Annotated in this window: 20 protein-coding genes; 5 read left to right on the top strand and 15 right to left on the bottom strand. The window is 38.1% G+C overall.

The window, feature by feature from the left end:
- Window positions 1-15: 15 nt before the first annotated feature.
- Window positions 16-1,212 (bottom strand): amidase, encoded by a 1,197-nt coding sequence (locus J7E81_RS10505; RefSeq protein WP_215042138.1) that lies wholly within the window; start codon window positions 1,210-1,212, stop codon window positions 16-18.
- A 467-nt stretch (window positions 1,213-1,679) separates the two neighbouring features.
- On the opposite strand from J7E81_RS10505, the gene J7E81_RS10500 reads away from it, so the two are divergent.
- Window positions 1,680-2,855, top strand: a complete 1,176-nt coding sequence (locus tag J7E81_RS10500) for an endo-1,4-beta-xylanase (protein ID WP_215042137.1) — start codon at window positions 1,680-1,682, stop codon at window positions 2,853-2,855.
- A gap of 404 nt (window positions 2,856-3,259) precedes the next feature.
- A complete protein-coding gene (locus tag J7E81_RS10495; RefSeq protein ID WP_215042136.1) occupies window positions 3,260-4,435 on the top strand; it encodes a sulfite reductase subunit alpha in 1,176 nt (391 codons plus the stop codon).
- An 87-nt stretch (window positions 4,436-4,522) separates the two neighbouring features.
- Here J7E81_RS10495 and J7E81_RS10490 read toward each other — a convergent pair whose 3' ends face one another.
- From J7E81_RS10490 to J7E81_RS10450, 9 genes are all read right to left on the bottom strand, one after another.
- On the bottom strand, window positions 4,523-6,541 hold the full coding sequence (locus tag J7E81_RS10490; RefSeq protein WP_215042135.1) for a glycoside hydrolase family 3 protein: 2,019 nt from the start codon (window positions 6,539-6,541) through the stop codon (window positions 4,523-4,525).
- A 222-nt stretch (window positions 6,542-6,763) separates the two neighbouring features.
- Window positions 6,764-7,540 carry a sulfite exporter TauE/SafE family protein gene (locus J7E81_RS10485; protein WP_215042134.1) on the bottom strand — a complete coding sequence of 259 codons (777 nt, stop codon included), beginning with the start codon at window positions 7,538-7,540 and terminating at the stop codon, window positions 6,764-6,766.
- Between the two features lie 44 nt (window positions 7,541-7,584).
- The gene (locus tag J7E81_RS10480; protein WP_215042133.1) at window positions 7,585-8,712 is read right to left on the bottom strand and encodes an MBL fold metallo-hydrolase; all 1,128 of its coding nucleotides are present in this window, start codon (window positions 8,710-8,712) and stop codon (window positions 7,585-7,587) included.
- A gap of 61 nt (window positions 8,713-8,773) precedes the next feature.
- Window positions 8,774-9,349, bottom strand: coding sequence for a sulfurtransferase TusA family protein (locus J7E81_RS10475; RefSeq protein ID WP_215042132.1), 576 nt, complete (start codon window positions 9,347-9,349; stop codon window positions 8,774-8,776).
- Between the two features lie 52 nt (window positions 9,350-9,401).
- Entirely contained in the window at window positions 9,402-9,698 is a 297-nt protein-coding gene (locus J7E81_RS10470) for a rhodanese-like domain-containing protein (RefSeq protein WP_215042131.1), read from the bottom strand.
- A 28-nt stretch (window positions 9,699-9,726) separates the two neighbouring features.
- Window positions 9,727-10,206 (bottom strand): DsrE/DsrF/DrsH-like family protein, encoded by a 480-nt coding sequence (locus J7E81_RS10465; protein ID WP_215042130.1) that lies wholly within the window; start codon window positions 10,204-10,206, stop codon window positions 9,727-9,729.
- Window positions 10,207-10,272: 66 nt separating this feature from the next.
- Entirely contained in the window at window positions 10,273-10,500 is a 228-nt protein-coding gene (locus J7E81_RS10460) for a sulfurtransferase TusA family protein (protein ID WP_215042129.1), read from the bottom strand.
- An 84-nt stretch (window positions 10,501-10,584) separates the two neighbouring features.
- Complete coding sequence (locus J7E81_RS10455; RefSeq protein WP_215042128.1) at window positions 10,585-10,845, bottom strand: metal-sensitive transcriptional regulator; 261 nt, start codon at window positions 10,843-10,845, stop codon at window positions 10,585-10,587.
- 761 nt (window positions 10,846-11,606) lie between these two features.
- A complete protein-coding gene (locus J7E81_RS10450) occupies window positions 11,607-13,049 on the bottom strand; it encodes a glycoside hydrolase family 1 protein (protein ID WP_215042127.1) in 1,443 nt (480 codons plus the stop codon).
- Window positions 13,050-13,285: 236 nt separating this feature from the next.
- Here J7E81_RS10450 and J7E81_RS10445 point away from each other — a divergent pair, with 236 nt between their 5' ends.
- Window positions 13,286-14,011 (top strand): MurR/RpiR family transcriptional regulator, encoded by a 726-nt coding sequence (locus J7E81_RS10445; RefSeq protein WP_215042126.1) that lies wholly within the window; start codon window positions 13,286-13,288, stop codon window positions 14,009-14,011.
- 57 nt (window positions 14,012-14,068) lie between these two features.
- Here J7E81_RS10445 and J7E81_RS10440 read toward each other — a convergent pair whose 3' ends face one another.
- The 4 genes from J7E81_RS10440 to J7E81_RS10425 all read right to left on the bottom strand — a co-directional run bounded on the left by J7E81_RS10440 (window position 14,069) and on the right by J7E81_RS10425 (window position 18,751).
- The gene (locus J7E81_RS10440) at window positions 14,069-14,800 is read right to left on the bottom strand and encodes a response regulator transcription factor (RefSeq protein ID WP_215042125.1); all 732 of its coding nucleotides are present in this window, start codon (window positions 14,798-14,800) and stop codon (window positions 14,069-14,071) included.
- A 281-nt stretch (window positions 14,801-15,081) separates the two neighbouring features.
- A complete protein-coding gene (locus J7E81_RS10435) occupies window positions 15,082-16,299 on the bottom strand; it encodes a sensor histidine kinase (protein ID WP_215042124.1) in 1,218 nt (405 codons plus the stop codon).
- Between the two features lie 736 nt (window positions 16,300-17,035).
- Window positions 17,036-18,247 carry a threonine ammonia-lyase gene (gene ilvA, locus J7E81_RS10430; protein ID WP_215042123.1) on the bottom strand — a complete coding sequence of 404 codons (1,212 nt, stop codon included), beginning with the start codon at window positions 18,245-18,247 and terminating at the stop codon, window positions 17,036-17,038.
- A 96-nt stretch (window positions 18,248-18,343) separates the two neighbouring features.
- The gene (locus J7E81_RS10425) at window positions 18,344-18,751 is read right to left on the bottom strand and encodes a hypothetical protein (RefSeq protein ID WP_215042122.1); all 408 of its coding nucleotides are present in this window, start codon (window positions 18,749-18,751) and stop codon (window positions 18,344-18,346) included.
- Window positions 18,752-18,906: 155 nt separating this feature from the next.
- Here J7E81_RS10425 and J7E81_RS10420 point away from each other — a divergent pair, with 155 nt between their 5' ends.
- On the top strand, window positions 18,907-19,281 hold the full coding sequence (locus tag J7E81_RS10420; RefSeq protein ID WP_215042121.1) for an SET domain-containing protein: 375 nt from the start codon (window positions 18,907-18,909) through the stop codon (window positions 19,279-19,281).
- Between the two features lie 52 nt (window positions 19,282-19,333).
- Here the strand turns inward: J7E81_RS10420 and J7E81_RS10415 are convergent, their stop codons facing one another.
- Window positions 19,334-19,696 (bottom strand): group I truncated hemoglobin, encoded by a 363-nt coding sequence (locus J7E81_RS10415; protein ID WP_215042120.1) that lies wholly within the window; start codon window positions 19,694-19,696, stop codon window positions 19,334-19,336.
- A gap of 142 nt (window positions 19,697-19,838) precedes the next feature.
- Between J7E81_RS10415 and J7E81_RS10410 the strand changes: the two genes are divergently transcribed.
- Entirely contained in the window at window positions 19,839-20,891 is a 1,053-nt protein-coding gene (locus tag J7E81_RS10410; protein WP_215042119.1) for a DUF3231 family protein, read from the top strand.
- Window positions 20,892-20,898: the final 7 nt, after the last annotated feature.

Below are 20,898 nucleotides of genomic sequence, written 5' to 3'. Positions count from 1 at the left end.
TCACCTTCCATCAATCTATTTCATTATCACTTGCACATTTCCTTTGGTCAGAATCGACGATATTCTTTGAATGAATTTTAATAATTTTATATCTTGGTTTTGATTCGCAATAAACGACAGCCCGATTGGAATTCCATTCTTTTTCATCAACGGAATCGTTACCTGTGGAAAGCCGGTTAATCCAGCAATACACGTTAGCTGCATCGCTCTTGTGCGATACTGCTCCATGTCTTCCACTGGGAGCTTGAGTAATGGTGCTTCCCCGGGAGCAGTTGGGATAACCAATAAACCATTTGTTTTTAATAAACCGGACAATCTTCGCTTTAGTTCTTCTCTTTTATGATTTAAATGCCCCAATTCTTCAACGGTTAACGTACTCGCCCAAGCAAATCGCTCGGCTACCCCAGGTCCAAAAGATGGCCTAACTGTATTAATCCAAGCACCATGTTCTCTCCAAATCTCAATTCCCTGAATGGTCCTAAAAAGCTGCGCACAAGTTGATAGCCCCTCGTCAGAGAAGTTTACCGAAACACAATCAGTATCTAAAACCTCTAACGTTTTAATGGCTTTCAATAAAAATTCCTTTGTGTCTCCCTCCACAAAAGACCAAGCTTCTTTTTCAAAATAAAAAGATTTAAAATCATCTAAATCCTCTTCCTGGTCAATGAGAATTTCACCGACCTCCCGTAATAATTTAGGATTACGGGTCATCCATCCGACTGTATCAAAGGAGGCAGCGAGTGGAATCACTCCTTTAGTACTAATCAGGCCATGTGTCGGTCTAATCCCAAATAGTCCGCAATAAGAAGAAGGAATCCGAACGGAACCTCCTGTATCCGTACCGAGAGCAAAGTCTACTAATCCGGCAGCAACCGCTACAGCGGAACCACTTGAAGAACCACCGGGAATCCGGTCCCGCGCGCGTGGATTCGTTGGTGTCCCATAGTGAAAATTTTCACCATTCAAACTGTACATTAATTCATCTGTATGGGTCGTTCCTTTTAGATGGGCTCCTTGGTCTAATAATTGGACAATGACAGGTGCATGGTGTTTTGCAGGGTGATGGGTTTGCAGCCAGTCAGGATTTCCAGCACCAGAATGATAATTTTTAATTTCAAATACATCCTTAACGGCAAACTTTAGGTCATTTAAACTCCCTGCCCCTGTCGGACTAATAGTTAAATGTTCATTCATAAAGGAATTCCAATTCATACCATCCCCCCACGACGCAATGTTTTATAAATTATTATAATGAGAAAATTCAACCGAGTCATTGGTATTCTATCTAAAGATTAAATCGTTTTTGGTTATTTTCACTAATCTCAGTAACAAAATTTACAGAAATTCATTCTTTATTTATCCGATAAACTATGTTTGGTCGTATTTTTTGAATTATTATCCTTAAACTGAAAGATTAATAGGAAAAGATTCACGGTATAAGGCTTTTTTTCCTTCAATTCCAATACTAAAGAACTGATTTTTAAATATCTTTGTTTGTTGTATGGATAAACTATATAAACCGCATTATAATGAATGTGTCAGGGTAAAAAGACTACATAAGTATTAAACAAAATGAAAACCTTTTCTTTGACTCTTTGACTAGAAAACTATTATAAGGAGGAATCGATAGAGTTTATTCAGAGGGCTTAAAAAATTTTTTTAAAAAAGGAGACCCAAATATGTTAAAAGTTTTGCGTAAACCGATGATTTCTGGATTAGCTTTAGCCTTGATGTTACCTGTTGGTATTTCTAGTGTTGCAGCCTCAACAACCGATAAACCAGCTATAAGTGGATTAACCGCCCCACAGTTGGACCAACGCTATAAAGATTCTTTCACCATTGGTGCGGCTGTTGAGCCATATCAATTATTAAATGAAAATGATGCGAAAATGTTAAAGCGGCATTTTAATAGTATTGTGGCCGAAAATGCCATGAAGCCTCAAAGTATTCATCCATCCGAAAATGAATATAACTTTGGACCAGCAGACCAAATCATTAACTTCGCTAAGGAAAATGGGATGGACGTCCGTGGTCACAACCTTGTTTGGCATCAACAAGTACCAAATTGGTTCTTCGTGGATAAAGACGGAAATTGGATGCCAGATGAAACAGATCCTGTAAAACGTGTAGAAAATAAAAAACTTTTATTACAACGCCTAGAAGATCATATTAAAACGGTCGTAACGCGCTATAAAGATGACGTAAAATCCTGGGATGTTGTGAATGAAGCCATCGATGACGGCAATCCCGGAAATCCTGAGGGTTTACGTGAATCGAACTGGTACAAAATAGCTGGCACAGACTATATTAAAGTTGCCTTCGAGACAGCTAGAAAATATGCTGCACCAGACGCTAAGCTTTATATCAATGATTACAATACAGAGGTAGAACCAAAAAGAACACGCCTTTATAACTTAGTAAAAAGCTTGAAGGCTCAGGGAGTACCAATTGATGGGGTTGGACATCAGTCACACATTCAAGTAGGCTGGCCTTCCACTGCGGATATTGAAAAATCAATTAACATGTTTGCTGAGCTTGGCTTAGATAATCAAATTACCGAGCTAGATGTTAGTCTCTATGGCTGGCCGCCAAAACCTGCGTATGAAACCTATGGTATGATTCCAGCAGATAAATTACAAGCACAAGCCGAACGTTACGACCAATTGTTTAAGCTATATGAAAAATTAGGTGACAAAATCAGCAATGTGACTTTCTGGGGCGTGACAGACAGCCACACGTGGCTAAACGATCGTGCCCAACAATACAATGGCGGTGTTGGTGTTGATGCACCTTTTGTTTTCGATCCAGATGACAATGTAAAACCTGCTTATTGGGCAATCATTGACCATAAATAATTTCCTTTTAAATCAGCTCCGTTTTTTGGAGCTGATTTTTTTTATTACATATTCTAGCTCAATTAATATAGGTGAGAAACGTTCATACACTATTTCTCTTTCGATGTCCGCTATAACATTCATGTATCTCTTTTGTTGTTTCAAGTTTAATTCAAAAACAATAAAACTATTCAATTTTGTAAGTGTTTTCACAAAAAAGTCTAAAGTTTTTAGTAAATCCCTGTTTTTTAAGTTTGATTTTCATGCTAAAATTAAATTCACTATTTTATCTTAATAATTAAAAAATTTTATAAGCCATTTTTAAGGGAAATTTAATGTTATTTAGATATAATGGAAGGTGTACTGAAGAAAAAACAACTAATCAATCTAATAACAATAAAACATAACATTTAGAGGTGACAATCATGCAACTTACTGTAAATAAAAATGAAGAAGATAAAAAAGTCCCGACCACTTATTCAAGAACGAACCCTTTTCCAGCAAAAGCTCTTAAAAACGTCAATTTAAATGGACCAGGCTCTAGTAAAGAAACAAGGCATATTGAGTTATCATTGCAAGGTTCAGGTCTTTCTTATAATCCAGGGGATGCTCTTGGGATTATCCCAAAGAATGATCCGGAACTTGTGGCTTCACTACTTCAAGAAATGAATTGGGATGAAAATACTGTTGTCACCATTAATAAACAAGGTGAAACACTTCCATTAAAAGAAGCGTTAACCGACTTCTTTGAAATTACCTTATTGTCTAAAAAAATTCTCCAAGCGGCAGCTGAATTGACAGAAAACGAAGAGCTTAAATCTCTTGTTTTAATTGAAAATGCACCCCAGCTGAAAGAATATACCAACGGTCGTGATTTGCTTGATTTGTTAAAAGATTTTGGTCCTTGGAAAGCTACTGCTCAAGAGGTTGTTTCTTTATTAAGAAAAATGACTCCGCGTCTCTATTCGATCGCGAGCAGTCTAGCGGCCCACCCTGGTGAAGTACATCTAACCATCGGTGCGGTCCGCTACAACGCTCACGGACGCGATCGCAAAGGGGTTTGTTCTGTACAAGTTGCAGAACGTATTCAAGAAGGAGATACACTACCAGTGTTCGTGCAGCCAAATAAACACTTTCATCTCCCAGACACACAAGAAAAAGACATTATTATGGTGGGTCCAGGGACAGGCATTGCGCCATTCCGCTCGTTTATCGAAGAACGTGCGGTTAATAAAGCACCTGGAAAATCATGGCTGTTTTTTGGAGATCAACATGCAGCATCCGATTTTCTTTATCAAGATGAATTAGAAAAATATCAAAAAAATGGCGTACTAACGAAATTAGATACTGCCTTCTCCCGTGATTCTGCAGAAAAAGTATATGTACAACATAAAATGCTGGAAAACAGTAAGGAACTATTTGAATGGCTGGAAAACGGGGCATACTTTTATGTTTGTGGAGATAAGCAATATATGGCGAAAGATGTCCACAACGCACTCTTAAGTGTGATTGAAAAAGAAGGATCAATGACTCCTGAACAAGCAGAAGCCTATCTAAATGATATGAAGACGCAAGGCCGTTACCAGCGCGATGTCTATTAAAATAATTTAGTTTTAATCAAAAAGAGTGACTCCAGATTAGTGAAGTCACTCTTTTTTCCTATTCTTTTCATTTACTCAATATCATTGTTAATAATTCAATCCAAAATCAAATCCATACTTGTCCCCACTCTTATTTTTATAAACATAAGAAGGGTCTTCTTCATATCCAGGAATATCTCCAACTTCGTTATCGACAGCTGCTTTATTCGCTGGAATGGTGAATGGAAGTTTTCCTGTCGGTTTGAATTTACCGCGAATGATATCCACTATTGCCTCTGCTTTCGTACCAAACGTCGCAACCACCGCTGCTGCATTTGGTTCAATTTGGTCGATTAACCATGGATTCGTGAAATTAATAGCCGTAATGGTCGGTACCGTTTTCTGAATTTCGATAATTCGATCGACATTTGTGATACCTGTCTCAGGACCTACGGAAATCCGTGGGTTATTGTCCCAGTTCGATTGAACAGGTCGAACCCATACGAATGCATGTGTGGCTTCTTCAAGCTTATCTGTTACTGTGATCGAAGGGTCATATTTTTGGATCGTTTCTCTTAATTTCTTCGTGGCCGCCGCGTCATTTCCACCCGGGAACATTTCAACATAAAGTTTAACTTGGCTAATCTTTCCATCACTCAATGGAAGTAGTTTCTCTCCATTGACTTTATCATTACGCAAAAGAACAAGGGACTTGCGATGAGCTGCATCTGCCTTTTTCTGTGACTCCGGATTATTCGCCACATCAAGGGCATGCCGTCCATTTACGTAAGGGTTTTCAAAAAGGTCCAATTTCATCATCTCTGTTAGTAAAAATGAAACAGATTGATCAACTTTTTCTTCTTTAAGTATGCCATGTTTTACTGCATTGATGATGGGAGTAGGATCAGAAGCGCCAGAGATAATATTCGTACCAGCATTAATAGCTTTTGCAAATTTTTCTTCTGACGTTAAGCTTTCAGCTCCCCATGCATTATTACCGACCGCGCCTGTATCAGAGTTAACATAACCCTTGAATCCAAGCTGCCCACGAAGGAGATCCGTAATGATTGCTTTGTTTAATGCAAAACCAACTTCCTCAAATTGCTGAGTAGGGCTAAACCATGGTAACCCTTGGTCAGCACTAGTATTGCTTGGATAAGCATAATAAGGCATTACCGAAGACACACCAGCTGTAATAGCCGCTCTAAAGCTTGGAAGATGATATTTTAACAAGCTTCCAGCAGTTGGATATGGATTGAATTTGCCTTCCGGAAAATGTGGATCTAGGCCATTGTCGCGTGCCCCGCCGCCAGGAAAATGCTTGACAGTAATGGCGACACTGTCTTTACCCAGCTCATCTCCTTGGAAACCCTTGATGACGTTATAAATCATGCCAGAAGCAAGGGCATGCTGTTCGCCGAACGTATCTTCTATTCGAGCCCAAAGTGGATCTGTCGCAATATCTGCTGTGTATCCATATATCTTGCGAATTCCAGCTGCTCTCCATTCTTTCGCAGCGGTTTCAGCAAAATCCTTGACAAGACTGCTGTCACGCGTGGCGGCGAGCCCTAAAGGACCTGGCCAAAATGAATGTAAACCTGCCCCTTCACTGCTATTCGTATAATCAGTAGATGCATGATTCCGGGGATTTGAGGTAATGACAATAGGAATTCCTAATCTCGATCCTTCTGCCGCTTCTTGAAGCTGATTATTATAAGACGCAATGGTATCGACAGTTGGGGTTTGCCGGAAAATGTAATAACGGGTATTTTGATCAATTAATTTATTGGGTAAGACTAACTTGTTATCCTTAAAAGCTGGGAATTCTGTTATCAACATCATGCCGGCTTTTTCCTCAAGTGTCATCTTTTTGACAAGATCCTTGACCCGTACTACAGTCGGCAGCTGCCAGTTTTCATAGGGATCAAGCCGGCCATTGTTATTGAGGTCTTTGAATTTCTTGTCACCTTGGACAAGAATGCTTTTCGCCGTCGCAGCTATCTCAGGAGCATTTTGTTTATTTCCATTTGATTTCCCCTGCTCCGCACTTGCAAAAGGAATGACCGTCGATGACAGCATTAAAGCTGCAAGTGTTAAGGTTGCTGTTCTCTTAGAAAATCGTTTCAAATCTTTTCCTCCCCCTTTACCTGTTTAGTTTTTCCAAAAAAGATTGACCTAAATATTAACAGCCTTCATCACCCCCACAAATGAGAAAATGCTTCCAATCCCATTTCATTTTATAATCTTTCATTTAAAAACTAGTAGAGAGTTTTTTTAGAAGAATTTGTGTTTTTTTAATATTTAGAAAAATATAAAAAAAGGACTGCTAACTAAAGCAGGCCTTGTTACTTACAATATCGTCATCCATGTCTTTACTGCTGTAGCTAAGATTAAAATCCCCATAATGATTTGTAATACTTTTGTATTTACTTTTTTCCCAGCATTTGCTCCTAGCGGTGAAGCAATTAAACTGGCAACAACCATAATGAGCGAAGGAAGAATTGCCACTTGCCCTGTTGTTATTTTTCCAGAAACAGCTCCTATTGATGAAATAAAGGTAATGGCTAAGGACGAGGCAATGGTCATTCTTGTTGGAATCTTTAAAACAACCAACATGATTGGTACTAACAAAAACGCGCCTCCCGCTCCTACAATGCCAGCCCCAATTCCTACAAAGAAAGCAAATAATGCAGCAAGCCATTTGTTAAATATGACGTGTTCTAAAGGAATATCATCAATCCCCTTTTTGGGAACAAATATCATGACTACAGCAATTAGTGCTAAAATTCCATACACGAGATTAATTCCACTCTCCGGCATATGAGTCGAACCGAAACCACCAATAAAACTTCCCAAAAGGATACTAATTCCCATGTAGGCGGTTAGTTTTTTATTTAAAAATCCTCCTTTACGGTAAGCCAAAACGCCGCCAATTGTCGCAAAGAAAACCTGGATAGCCGTAATTCCTGAAACTTCATGAGCTGTAAAATGACCTACACCCAGCATAGCTGGAATATATAACAACATCGGAAAGTTGATAATTGCACCGCCTATTCCTAGCATCCCAGAAATAAATGAGCCTATAAATCCAATTAGGAAGAGCGTGATTATTAAGGTAATATCCATGTTGTCCTCCTTTTGGCTACCATTCTTAGTCATCCATTTACGATTTATCTAACTGCACAACGGTTTGGACCGATTTCCATTTCACGTTGTTTTTCTAAGTCAGGATTTATTTTCCCCATATTCGTTTCACGAATTTCTTGATAAGCATTTGGCTGTGGCGGCAGGTTTTCGGTCACCATTTTTCTGAAATCATTTTCATCTTCAATCGATAGACCATGATTTTTTGCAAATAAGATACTTAATTTTTCTGACACACTTCCATCATCGTTTAATTCTTCAATTATCATAAAATGCGCGGGAAGAACAATAAGATCTTCTGATAATTCTCTATAACGGTTATAAAGTGTTTCTCTTAAATCTCCCACCCAGTCTTCTGCCATACCTGCTAGGTCTGGTCTTCCGATTGAATCAATGAATAAAATATCACCTGAAAGTAAAAAATTTCCATCTACAACAGAGGATGTAGATCCGATTGTGTGACCAGGAGAATATAATGCTTGAATCGTAATGAGTGTATCTCCAACTTTGATTTCATTACCATCTTCTAATGGCTGGTACTCAAAGGTAACTTCTGTAGCATCCTTAGGTGGTAACCAGTAGATTGCACCCGTTTTTTCAGCAATTGTTCGACCTCCTGAAATATGGTCTGCATGAAGATGAGTATCAAATACATTCGTAATTTTTGCACCGATGCTTTCAGCAAATTCAAGATAGGTGTCAGTCATTCGTGTAGCATCAATCAGTGCTGCCTCCCCGTTTGAAACAACCATGTAGGATAAGCAGCCTTTACCAATTCGTATAAACTGATAAATTTCGCCTCCATCATGTAAGTCTCCAACTTTAACCGGTTCTAAATGTTCACTCCATGCTTTCATTCCACCCTTAAAGTATGACACGTTTAACCCCGCTTCTGAAAGCATTTCTGCTACCATTACAGAGGAACCTTCTTTTGCACAAACAACTAATACTTCTTTGTCAGATGGTATTTTTCCGATGATCTCTTCTACACCATCCAGCAATTCAAAATAAGGGATATTTAAATAGTCAAAGTTTTTTCCTTCAATCTTCCAATTCTGAAAATCATTTTCGTTTCGCACGTCTAAAATAAATAGATCTTCCTTATTAAAGACTTTTTTTGATACGTCTTTTGAAGTCATAATAGTTACAGTCATTTTCCCATTACCCCCCAAGGTATTATTTCAATTAAAAAAATATGCTAATTAAAAAGTTAAGTTATTTATTAATGCCTGTTGTTTGACCATTCCACTGACTCATACCCGGTACCACATTCACTACATTTGTAAATCCTTTTTCCGCTAACTTCCATGCTGCTAGATCACTGCGACTCCCTGTACGACAAATGACATAAATTTCTTTATCTTTATTTAGCTCGTCCATTCGAATTTCTAATTCACCTAAAGGAATAGAGACCGCACCTGGGATATGGTTAAAGGCATATTCCGCCGCTTCCCTTACGTCAAGAACGACAATGTCCTCATTGTTTTCGATTTTGTTTTCAAGGATTTTATTATTTGTCACATTTGAGTACTTTTTTTCCTTGGAATCTTCATCCGAAGACTTTCGAAGATAATGCTTCAGTATATCTCCTTCTTCAATTGTTCCGAGGTATTGATGACCCGTACTTTCTGCCCAGGCTTTTAAATCGGCTTTAGATCCTTTATCTGTGGCTTTAACTTCTAAAACATTACCTGCCTCAAGAGTATTCATTGCCTTTTTTGTTTTAACAATCGGCATTGGGCATGCTAATCCTTTTGCATCTAATGTAACGTTTGCTTTCATGTTTTCCATTATAAATCCTCCTGCTTAATACCTATATGGGTATATTTTAATTTAAAAAAATTTATTCTATTTTACCTTCCCATGCAAGCATACCGCCTGACATGTTTATCACGTTAAATCCATAGCTTTCAAGAAATTGTGTTGCACGGCCACTTCTTCCACCTGACCTGCATACCATAATATATTCTTTTGATTTATCTAATTCATGCATGCGAAACTCAACTAAACCTAAAGGAATATTTAGGGCGCCTGGAATTTTCCCGGCTGCTACTTCTTCCACTTCGCGCACATCAATAATGTTTAGTTGCTTTCCTTCGTTTAATAATGCCTCTACTTCTTTTACTGTCATTTTTTTCATGTTAACGCCCTCCTAAGATTGTCTGTAATTAAATAAACAAATTAACATTACCTTCCTCTGCATCTCCTAAATAAGCTGCCACACCTGCATATTCGATTGAATCTAATAACTCCTCTTGTTTGAGACCTAATAAATCCATTGTCATGGTGCAGGCTACGAGTTTTACATCCTGCTCTTGAGCCATCTCGATTAGTTGTGGCAAAGACAGTGCGTTATGTTTTTTCATAATGTCCTTAATCATTTTTGGACCGAACCCGGCAAAATTCATTTTTGAAAGACCCATTTTATCAGCGCCTTTAGGCATCATCTTGCCAAACATTTTTTCCATAAAACTTTTTTTCACCGAAATATTCTCATCCTTACGAAGGGCGTTTAATCCCCAAAATGTATGAAAAATAGTAACTTCATGATCATACGCAGCAGCACCATTCGCAATGATATAAGCTGCCATAGCTTTATCGTAATCTCCGCTAAATAAGACAATTGTCGTTTTTTTCTTATCTGACATGTTGTAACCTCCTGATTGTAATTAAATATAACCTATACCTGTACAGGTATTTAAGGAATTAAAAAATTATCCTTTTTTGATCCAAAACTTTAAAATGTCATTTTCCTCGTCATACTTTACTAATTCATGTCCTCCTGATTTTGCCCATGCAGCAAGATCATTTTTTGCCCCTTTATCAGTTGTGTGGATTTCTAAGACTTCACCAGATTGAAGTTCATTGATCGCCTTTTTTGTTTTAACAATTGGCATAGGACAAGCTAAACCTTTGGCATCTAATACTTTTGCTATATTCATTGTATATTTTCCTCCTGTTTTCTATTTACCTTTACCCCTACGGGTATAATAATATTCAAAATAAAAGAGGGTGTCAACCCTTTTTTATCGGCTTTTCACTAACAAATTAACAGCTTCTTTTACTAATTCTTCCATACTTTCCCCTTGCTGTTCCGCTTTTTGAACACATTCAACTAAATTGGAGCTTACAATTACTCCAATGGTACGATCAATGGCCGTTCTAGCTGCAGATAATTGGGTGATTACTTCTTTACAATCCTTATTATCTTCCATCATTTTTAAAATTCCTCTAAGCTGTCCTTCAATCCGTTTGGCTCTATTTTTAATTTGATCATTGTATTCCATGCTTATTACCTCCTTTAACAATGAGTTTCTATTTTCAAACGATCTTCCTTTAAAAATATCTTCGAGTGATTAATAATTGTATTTCCAACATGATCTATATTATACCCCAATAGGTATATAGTCAATAGAATAACTTTAAAAATTACATAAATGGCTAAAATTAAAATGGACCTCGATTGATGGCGGTCGAAATATTTTTGTTTTATAGAAATACCTTAAATACCATTATCATCTTCCTCTCTGTTTTTCTATCAACTGAAATTGCATACATTGTCACCCTTATTTTTACCAACCATATAATAAAAATGACCGATATCAATTGTAAATTTACGTTAATATTGTATAATTCAAAGTATAACTATAGGGCTTATTTGAATAGGAGGCTGGGTATGCGTTTATTTAAAAACCTTTTTATTGAACATTGTCCAAAATGTAATAAAGTATTAGAGACCAAAAACTCGAATATCCTAAAATCAATTGTCATTAAATCATGTCCGGAACTACATTATCAAAAAGAATTTCACCCAGCTTTTGAAACATATATTGAAAGTAATAAGGTTTCTTAAGATACAATAACAAAGAAGGCAGCTTTCAAAGCTGCCTTCTTTGTTATTGTCCGTTTTCTTATGGAAATCTTCACATTTCCTTCTCATAAAAAAAAGAACCCATTACGAGTTCTTTTCAGAATAAAACATATCCAAGTAAATATTAATCCTAACCGAGTTTCAAGAAAAACGTTAGCAGTAGGAAAGGACTAATAATTAGCTGCCGATATTTTCACCGTTCGTCGAAATAACTTTTTTATACCAGTAGAACGACTTTTTCTTTTTGCGTTCCAATGTCCCGCTGCCGTCATCATGTTTGTCCACATAAATAAAGCCATACCGTTTAGAGAACTCACCTGAAGACATACTGACCATATCGATACAACCCCAAGTGGTATAGCCCATCAGTTCAACACCATCTTCAAGCGCTTCACCCATTGCCTGGACGTGTTCACGCAGATAATCAATCCGGTAGTCATCATTTATCGAACCGTCTTCTTCTACCTTGTCATAAGCACCCAACCCATTTTCCACAATAAAGAGGGGAATTTGATATCGGTCATACAATTTATTTAAAGAAATCCGTAATCCTACAGGGTCAATTTCCCAGCCCCAATCACTTGCTTTTAGGAAAGGATTTTTCACTCCGCCTATGATATTTCCTTGTGAAGCTTCTTCAACTGTTTTCACCTTTTTTTCTGTCCTCGACATGTAATAACTAAAGCCGATATAATCAACCTTACCTTCCTTAATTAAATCTAAGTCGCCATCATGAATCTCTAATTCAATTTGATGTTCCTTAAAATAGCGCTTAATGAAGGCTGGATACTCACCGCGTACTTGCACATCTCCACAAAAATAATTAAATAGTTGTTCTTCCTGAAGGGAATAGAGTACATTTTCAGGATTACTATCAAAAGCATAGACAGGAGCATAAAGGATCATACAGCCGATTTGCGAATTTGGAATGATCTCATGACACGCTTTGACGGCAATCGCGCTAGCAAGAAATTGATGATGATACGCCTGGAAGGTTGGCTGGAATTTATCCTCTTCGTTTTGAATCGAAAAACCAAGACCTTGAATCGGCATCACCAAGCCGCTATTGATTTCATTAAAAGTCATCCAGTACTTTACTTTATTTTTATAACGATGGAGAATGGCCTTTGCGTATCTTTCAAAGAAAGTCACCACTTGACGGTTTCTCCAGCCGCCATATTCCTTTACAAGATGAAGGGGCATTTCATAGTGTGAGATGGTAACCACTGGCTCGATCCCATACTTGTGCAGTTCATCAAACACCCGATCATAGAAGGCTAAACCTTCTTCATTGGCCTCTGCTTCATCACCATTTGGAAAAATTCGTGTCCAGGCGATTGACATTCGGAAGGCCTTAAAACCCATTTCCGCAAACAAGGCTATATCTTCCTTATAGCGATGATAAAAATCAATCGCTTCATGATTTGGATAGCTGTATTTTTCAGGATGGATTTCAAAATCAAATCCTGGATTTAAAAGAACGTTATAACGCTCCTTTCCACCTGGAAGGACGTCCGCAATATTTAGCCCTTTATTTCCTTCTTTATAGCCACCTTCCATTTGGTTGGCTGCTGTGGCGCCACCCCATAAAAAACCGTTTGGGAATTGATAATTTTCCATTTTAGTACCCCCTAATCTTTTTTACATAGTAGTTACTATTTGTTAGTTGCCGAAATTTAATCTCACTCTTCCTAATGAATCGTAACGATATTTTATAAGATAGTAAATATGTTTAAATGATCTAGTTCCAATTCACACTGGAAGACACTTGTGACAAAGATGTAACACTGTGTAACATTTAAATGATTATGTTAAAATGAAATACGAACTAGTTAAAGAAGGGATAACCAACATTCATGTTTTCAAATGAAATAATTGCGTCTTTCAATGAATTAGAAACCTCTTTATACAACTACATCATTCAAAACAGTGACAAAGTGGCCTACATGCGCATCCGTGAGCTTGCAGATGAAACCCATGTCTCAACTGCGACCATTTTACGTTTTTGTCGAAAAGTAAATTGCGAAGGTTTCTCTGAATTTAAAGTAAAACTTAAAATGCATTTAGAAGAGAAGAAAAAGACAATGATTAAAAGTCCACAACATTCGTTAGTTGAATTTTTTGAGCGGACATTAAAAGGGGAATTAGAGGAAACAATCAAGAATGCTGCAAATATCGTTTCCAAAGCGGACAATGTCATTTTTATTGGGATTGGAAGCTCAGGGATTCTGGCGGAATATGGGGCACGATACTTCTCAAGTTTAGGTAAGTTTTCAATGTATATAAAAGACCCTCACTTTCCCATTCACTCTAAGCTCAGGACAAACAGTGTAATCATTGCACTATCCGTCTCAGGAGAAACTGATTTTACGATTACACATCTCCATCAACTGAAACAAGAAGGAAGTAAAATTATCAGTATAACCAACAATAAACTCTCAACTGTTGCAAAAATTTCTGACCTCAATATTTCTTACTATGTAACGGAAGAATTCATTGAAGAATCGAACATTACCACACAAGTGCCCGTTGTTTATATTCTTGAAGCCATGGCTCGTGAAATTTATCAGCTTAATCCATAGCTTCTTTTCAAAAGACAAGCTGCCTGACCGGCAGCTTTAGTTTCCACAATATTCGTTTCACATCGCTGATTTTCGAAATTCCGATGGGGAGCAGCCGGTAATTCTCTTAAAGTTGTTACTAAAATAGGCTAAATCAGAGTAGCCCACTCTATCCGCAATTTCTGACATTCGTAAGGTCGTATTTAGTAACAGCCGTTTGCTTTCCTCGATCCGCAGTTCTGTTAGATAATCAACGAATTTTTTGTTCAATTGCTGCTTAAATAATTGACTGAGGTAACTTGGATTCATATGTACACTTTCTGCTGCATCTTTTAGTGTGATTTGATCTAATGGTGTTTTTTCGATATACTGCAATACTCTTTCAATTGTTGAAGAAGGTAGACTTTCATCTACCGTTTGGATATCGATGCCTTCAGCTAATTTTTCCAGCCATTTTTCTAGGCATGCTTTTAATTCCGTTTCTTCCACTGGTTTAAGCAGATAATCAGTCACGCCTGTTCGCAGTGCCTTTTGAACAAATTGAAACTCGTCGTGCACACTGATCACAATAACATCCTGTTTCTTTTTCAAATGACTTATTTCTTTAACAAATGAAAGTCCGTCCATGATGGGCATCCGTATATCGGATATAATCAGATCCACATCATTTTGCTTGATCCAATCGAGAGCTTCCAGGCCATTTTCACATTCGTGTACAACATGCAATGGAAGATTCAACTTATTTATGGTCCATTTAAGGGCAGTCCGAACCCATCTTTCGTCATCAACCAACAAGATGTTTTTCTTCATGGTCTCTCCCCTTCCATCTCCTGATTCAAAATCGGTAAATGAATCAATACCTTTGTCCCGGAACCAAATTTACTTCTAAGCGTAATACCATACTCCGTACCAAATAAATAATGAATTCTTTGGTGTACATTTAAAATTCCTATATTCTTCCCATCGTGGGATGGTGTTAATAGGTTGATTCTATTCCTGATTTCTTCTAAATTCCCTTCCCATTATCGCAAATACTGATCATATAAGAGGATTGAGTATTTCGGTAAACAGAAATCACAATTTTAATTTTTCTAACTCCGGCATTGTGACCATGTATAAAACAATTTTCTACTAATGGCTGCAGAGAAAATAACGGCCTTAAGTTCCATTGCCCATTCGGGAATATCAAACTGATAATCAAAACGATCCTCAAAGCGAAACTTTTGAATCATAAGATACATTTCGCAAAAATTTAATTCCTCACGCAGACTGACCGTGGAAGATTGATTATTTAAATAGTAGCGGAGCAATTTTCCAAGCGAATAGGACATCGTAGCGATATTTTCCTGACTTTCTTCTAATGCCATTCCCCTAATCGTTTCAAGTGAATTATAGAGAAAGTGAGGATTCATTTGCGATTGAAGCATTTTTAATTCTACTTCTTTTTGTTTGAGCGACATTTCTGCTTCTCTTAATTTAGATACATATACTTCCTCCAGTAAATGAGCCAATTTTTTAACCGTATTATTAAACCCTGCCGTTAATTGACCAATTTCATCATTGGAATCCACAACGACACTGCCTTCAAGATGACCTGTCTCAACTTCCTTCATAAAATGCTGGAGGCGTCGAATCGGCCGAATGATGCTAGTTGCGAATCCGAACCCAATTAAGTAGGCAAAAATTAATGATACTATTATTGTGGTAGAAATCGTTTTCTCAATTTGGATAATCCCCCCAGTTAAATCTCGGTATGGGACTGCAGTCAGAAACCGCCAGCCCAGGTTTTGCGAAAAAGTAAACGTAACAAAATCTTTGCGCTTATTGTCTAATATTTCTGTATCGCTTCCCGCTGTTTTTAAGTTAACAAGCTGCCGGTATTCTACCCTCTTACCAAGTTTTGTATAATCGGGATGGTACACGTAATGCCCATTTGCATCGAGGATGAAGAAATAACCGTTTTTGCAGATCGTTACTTTATTCGATATTTCCTCAATCCGTCTAAAATTAATATCTATAATGAGCATCCCAACCGGCATAATTGTACGCGGATTATATAGCCGCCTGACAAGTGAAATAACAGGCTGCTCATTATTTGCTAATCTCAATTTCCTTGTGACTAGCATACTCATCCCATTTAGTGGAACCGACTGATACCAGTACTCCTCTTTAATTTTGGAGGCGGGGTAAAAATTCCTCGTACCAAGAGTATCAATGACTTGTACGTTATCTAATAGGATGGTGATATTACTTATATCAGCCCTTGAATACTCTGCCGCCTTTAAGGTGCCTCGGGTAGCCTCAATCATGCTTTGTTTAGGATCTAACTCAGTTGATTTTAATAGACTGGATAACTCCGGAGAATTAATTTTAGAAGAATTTGTGATTTTTTTAGGTAGGTGTTGTTCGTTAGTTTATTAAATGAATTAATCAAGTTAAACTTATCATGTTTAGGGTTTTCATTCAACAGCCGATAGATAGATAGATAGATAGATAGATAGATAGATAGATAGATAGATAGATAGATAGATAAATGTTGGCCCTAGTTCGGACACTGACAGCTGGAAACCGAGTTGGCTTGTCCAAAGTTGGCCCTAGTTCGGACACTAACAGCTAAAATTCGAGATCGCTTGTCCGAAGTTGGCCCTAGTTCGGACATTGACAGCTAGAAACCGAGTTGGCTTGTCCGATGTTGGCTCTAGTTCGGACATAAACAACTAGAATTCGAGATCGAATGTCCGAAGTTGGCCCTAGTTCGGACATTGACAGCTGGAAACCGAGTTGGCTTGTCCGATGTTGGCCCTAGTTCGGACATTGACAGCTGGAAACCGAGTTGGCTTGTCCGAAGTTGGCCCTAGTTCAGACACTGACAGCTGGAAATCGAGTTGGCTTGTCCGATGTTGGCCCTAGTTCGGACATAAACAACTAGAATTCGAGATCGAATGTCCGAAGTTGGCCCTAGTTCGGACACTGACAGCTTAAAAACGAGATCGCCTGTCGGAACCCGGTTCTGATTCGGACACTACCAATTGGAAATTTAGCCCCCTAGTCCGAATCCTTAACCACATATCCACTGTTTTTTAAAACTCTCCTGATCTCCTTAATATGATCCTGATTTTTCGTTTCCAACGCGAGCTCTAGCTGGGCATAGCCAGGATAAATATCCTTGCCCATATGATCAAGATGAACTGATTGTATATTAGCATCCAGCTCTGCAATCGAGCTCAACACCTTTTGCAGCTCACCCGGCTTATCTTTTACAATCATAGAAAAATTAGCGTACCTTCCCGATTCCACCATGCCACGTTCAATAATCCGTGAGATAAAATTCACATCTACATTCCCGCCGCTGATAACTGCAACCACATTCTTCTCTTTAAAATTCACCTTCTGATATAATAGTGAAGCTAACGAAACAGCCCCTGATCCTTCCACCAGCAGCTTATTTCGTTCTAACAGAAGCAACATGGTCCTGGCAATTTCCATTTCATCTACACAAATAATATCATCTACATACTTTTCAACCAGTTCAAAATTATGTAAACCTGGTTTTTTGACGGCAATTCCGTCTGCCATTGTTGGCGTAGACTCCACCCTTACAGGCCCATTTTCTACTAGTGATTGTTTCATGCTTGGGCAAGCCATCGCTTGAACACCATAAACACGGACATGGGGATTCTTCTCTTTAACAGCCAATGCAATGCCGCCAATAAGTCCTCCACCGCCAACTGGTACCATAATCGCTTCCACATCTGGAAGCTGTTCGAGTATTTCTAATCCAACCGTCCCCTGTCCAGCAATAACGGCGTCATCATCAAAGGCATGGACAAATGTTGCCCCCATCTGGTCCTTTAGTTCTAAAGCGTATGCAAGTGCATCATCGAATGTTTGTCCCTGAAGTACCACCTTCGCTCCATACTGTCTGGTCGCTGACACTTTACTAAGCGGCGCCCCCTTTGGCATAACGATGGTGCAAGGAATTCCTAACATTTGACTGGAATAGGCAACACCCTGAGCGTGATTTCCGGCGGAGGCGGCCACAACCCCTTTATGTAATTCCTCCTCCGTTAAAGAAATCATTTTATTATAGGATCCTCTCACTTTAAAAGAACCAGTTTTCTGCAAGTTTTCCAGCTTTAGATAAACTTTGTTATTGGCTGAAATACTGCTGAAGGTTTGTGAAAAATCTAATGGAGTTGTGTGGACAATTCCCTTCATTTTTTCACGAGCAAGAATGATATCATCTAAGGTTATCAAATAAACTACCTCCTACATCCCACTTTCTTATTTTTAGGATGTGCTTGGATGAGCGATCTATACTTCTGCAATGATTAACTTCCAGGTAACTGTTGCCTACGGAACAATCCGCGGTGGTTGGGCGGTCTCCTCCTCTAGTACACGAAGACCTCCAATTACTTCATACAGAGAACCAACCGACACAAGGAAATCACCAGAAATGGCAATTTTTTGTTCTTGGATCAGTTTGATTTTATCGGTTTCACCAATTTGGCTTTGTACAGATAAAGCTTCTAATAGCTGTCCGATTGTCCTCAGCCAAGCACCAGATAATATTTGCTGTTCACCCAATCGATTGGCATCTTCTTCTAAATGGAATAAACCGGTTAATCCTTTTAACTCAATAAACTGTCCAATCACTTGAATCCAGAGCCCTAAGGCAACCTCTTTTTCCAATTGTAAAATTTTTTGTTCGTATTCGGTTTCAATATGCTCGCTTTTCTTATCATTCATTTGATTAGGCACCTTGATTACTCCCACCCTCAGAAAACAAATTTGAATTATTTTATGATAAACCACTTTAACCGTGTATGGTTTTCACTAGAAAGAGACCTAGTCAAAATGTCCCCGCTCGCATAGAGTAATAAAAAGTTTAATCACATGAGAAAAATGGGCGGTGAATGAAATTGTTTGAAGTAAAAGCGTGTAAATACGGCAGGGGCATCTTCGCAACAAGGAATATTCGTAAGGGAGATCTGATTCATGAGGCCCCGGTGATTATTTCCCCAAGTGAAGAATACAAACACTTAAAGAAGACAGTATTTATAGAGTATGTATTTTGGTGGGGCGAAAATTTAGAGGAATGTGCACTGGCATTAGGCTATGGTTCACTATTTAACCATTCCTATACACCAAATGCTTTATACAAGCTCAACTTAACTCAAAAAACGATTGACTTTTATGCCCATACCGATATAAATGAAGGTGAAGAAATTCTAATCAATTACAATGGCGACCCTAAAGATGACACTCCAGTATGGTTTGATATCCTTTAAGACTTTTATAAAAGACAAAGGGGACCTGAAATAGGTCCCTTTTTCGCTTGTTCTACTGGTACAAGATGTCATCTCGTAAGGACGCGACCCTCGTTAAAGCCTGATCAATATCAGCTTCACTCACACCATAATGAGCAAGGGCGTCATGCAAATGGTTAACAATTGCATTAAAATGCTCCGGCTGCAAATTCATCCCATGATGTGCTTTTGCCATTGATTGACCAGAATATTGGTTGGGTCCGCCAAGTGCAAAACTGATAAATTTGGTTTGATGTTTCTTTTGCTTTTCCATATCGGTGTGTTCAAAAAATTGATTGACAGTCTGATCCTTTAACACCAATTCATTATAAAAATAATCGACTACTTTTCCGATTGCTTCTTGTCCGCCAAGTTTTTCATAAAGATTTTCTTCCATAAACATTCTCTCCTATTCTGTAACATACAAAGCTATTTTCCTCAAAAACAGCTTAAATATTCGAATCCTAATGGAACGAGTCATTAGAATAAATTTCTTTTGTTAGAAAAAACTAAGAAAAATGAGTTAAGGGGTATTCTAGATGCAGCCTAATAAAGTTATTAAACCGTTAAAATTAAGCCCAAATAAATTAAAAACAAATGCTAAGCTAACTGCAACTGAATTGGGGAAACTTTGGGCAACTTATGTGGGAAATAGTATGTCAAAATGGATATTAAAATACTTCCTTAAACATATTGAGGATGAGGATATTCGACTACTTGTAGAAAACGGCCTGAGTTTGACTGAGGATTTCATGCAGAGGATTGAGCAATTCCTTTTAAAGGAGAACTTTCCGATTCCCGTTGGTTTTACAAAAGACGATGTAAATCTTGGGGCACCTCGTCTATTTCAAGATGAATTTTATGTCCACTATTTAAAGTATGCCGGAAAAGCAGGGTTAAGTTTATATAATGTTGCGATTCCTTTAGTGCTTAGAGAAGATATCAGAGACTTTTTTATTTATTGTAATATCTCTACGATTACGTTTCTTGGCCAGTTGAACGATGTATTAATGACAAAAGGTCTGATCATAAAACCTCCTGTTCTGCCTATACCCGAAAAAGTAGATTTTATAAAAAAACAAAATTACTTAAAAGGATTTTTCGGAGACGTTCGCTCACTCCACGCACTCGAAATCACACATCTTTATGATAACATCGAAAATAACACAACCAGCAAAGCCTTATTAATCGCTTTTAGTCAGGTTGCGAAAGATGAAAAGGTCCGACAATTTCTCATTCGCGGCCGTGAAATAACCGATCGCTCAGTCAAGCAATATAGTGAAAAGTTACAAAAGGATAGTTTACCTTTTCCCACTCAGATCGACCATTTAGTAACGGAATCTACCTTGTCACCTTTTTCCGATAAATTAATGGTCTTTCACAAAGTTGATATGTTCTCGATGAAAATACGCGCGTTTGGGAATTCCATAGCGGTAAATGGAAGAAGAGATATTGGGTCCATGTATATGCGCTCACTGGCAGAAATGTTGGTATATGTCGAAGATGGAGCCAATATATTGATTGACAATGGCTGGATGGAGGAACCTCCGAAAGCAGCCGACCGAGCAGATTTAGCATCCAATAAATCTTAATTATTGG

The sequence above is a fragment of the Bacillus sp. ISL-18 genome (genome assembly GCF_018613415.1).
Classification (GTDB): Bacteria; Bacillota; Bacilli; order Bacillales; family Cytobacillaceae; genus Neobacillus.
Note: the sequence above shows the minus strand (reverse complement) of the source record. Positions and strands in the feature narration are given on the sequence as shown.

What these genes read in the sequence shown, in the direction of transcription:
- J7E81_RS10465 (WP_215042130.1), bottom strand. Translation starts at nt 10,206, where the DNA reads ATGTCAGATAAGAAAAAAACGACAATTGTCTTATTTAGCGGAGATTAC.
- J7E81_RS10410 (WP_215042119.1), top strand. Translation starts at nt 19,839, where the DNA reads ATGCAGCCTAATAAAGTTATTAAACCGTTAAAATTAAGCCCAAATAAA.
- J7E81_RS10460 (WP_215042129.1), bottom strand. Translation starts at nt 10,500, where the DNA reads ATGAATATAGCAAAAGTATTAGATGCCAAAGGTTTAGCTTGTCCTATG.
- J7E81_RS10455 (WP_215042128.1), bottom strand. Translation starts at nt 10,845, where the DNA reads ATGGAATACAATGATCAAATTAAAAATAGAGCCAAACGGATTGAAGGA.
- J7E81_RS10475 (WP_215042132.1), bottom strand. Translation starts at nt 9,349, where the DNA reads ATGGAAAACATGAAAGCAAACGTTACATTAGATGCAAAAGGATTAGCA.
- J7E81_RS10470 (WP_215042131.1), bottom strand. Translation starts at nt 9,698, where the DNA reads ATGAAAAAAATGACAGTAAAAGAAGTAGAGGCATTATTAAACGAAGGA.
- J7E81_RS10495 (WP_215042136.1), top strand. Translation starts at nt 3,260, where the DNA reads ATGCAACTTACTGTAAATAAAAATGAAGAAGATAAAAAAGTCCCGACC.
- J7E81_RS10440 (WP_215042125.1), bottom strand. Translation starts at nt 14,800, where the DNA reads ATGAAGAAAAACATCTTGTTGGTTGATGACGAAAGATGGGTTCGGACT.
- J7E81_RS10415 (WP_215042120.1), bottom strand. Translation starts at nt 19,696, where the DNA reads ATGGAAGAAAATCTTTATGAAAAACTTGGCGGACAAGAAGCAATCGGA.
- J7E81_RS10450 (WP_215042127.1), bottom strand. Translation starts at nt 13,049, where the DNA reads ATGGAAAATTATCAATTCCCAAACGGTTTTTTATGGGGTGGCGCCACA.
- J7E81_RS10485 (WP_215042134.1), bottom strand. Translation starts at nt 7,540, where the DNA reads ATGGATATTACCTTAATAATCACGCTCTTCCTAATTGGATTTATAGGC.
- J7E81_RS10445 (WP_215042126.1), top strand. Translation starts at nt 13,286, where the DNA reads ATGTTTTCAAATGAAATAATTGCGTCTTTCAATGAATTAGAAACCTCT.
- J7E81_RS10435 (WP_215042124.1), bottom strand. Translation starts at nt 16,299, where the DNA reads ATGATTGAGGCTACCCGAGGCACCTTAAAGGCGGCAGAGTATTCAAGG.
- J7E81_RS10500 (WP_215042137.1), top strand. Translation starts at nt 1,680, where the DNA reads ATGTTAAAAGTTTTGCGTAAACCGATGATTTCTGGATTAGCTTTAGCC.
- J7E81_RS10420 (WP_215042121.1), top strand. Translation starts at nt 18,907, where the DNA reads ATGAAATTGTTTGAAGTAAAAGCGTGTAAATACGGCAGGGGCATCTTC.
- J7E81_RS10480 (WP_215042133.1), bottom strand. Translation starts at nt 8,712, where the DNA reads ATGACTGTAACTATTATGACTTCAAAAGACGTATCAAAAAAAGTCTTT.
- J7E81_RS10505 (WP_215042138.1), bottom strand. Translation starts at nt 1,212, where the DNA reads ATGAATTGGAATTCCTTTATGAATGAACATTTAACTATTAGTCCGACA.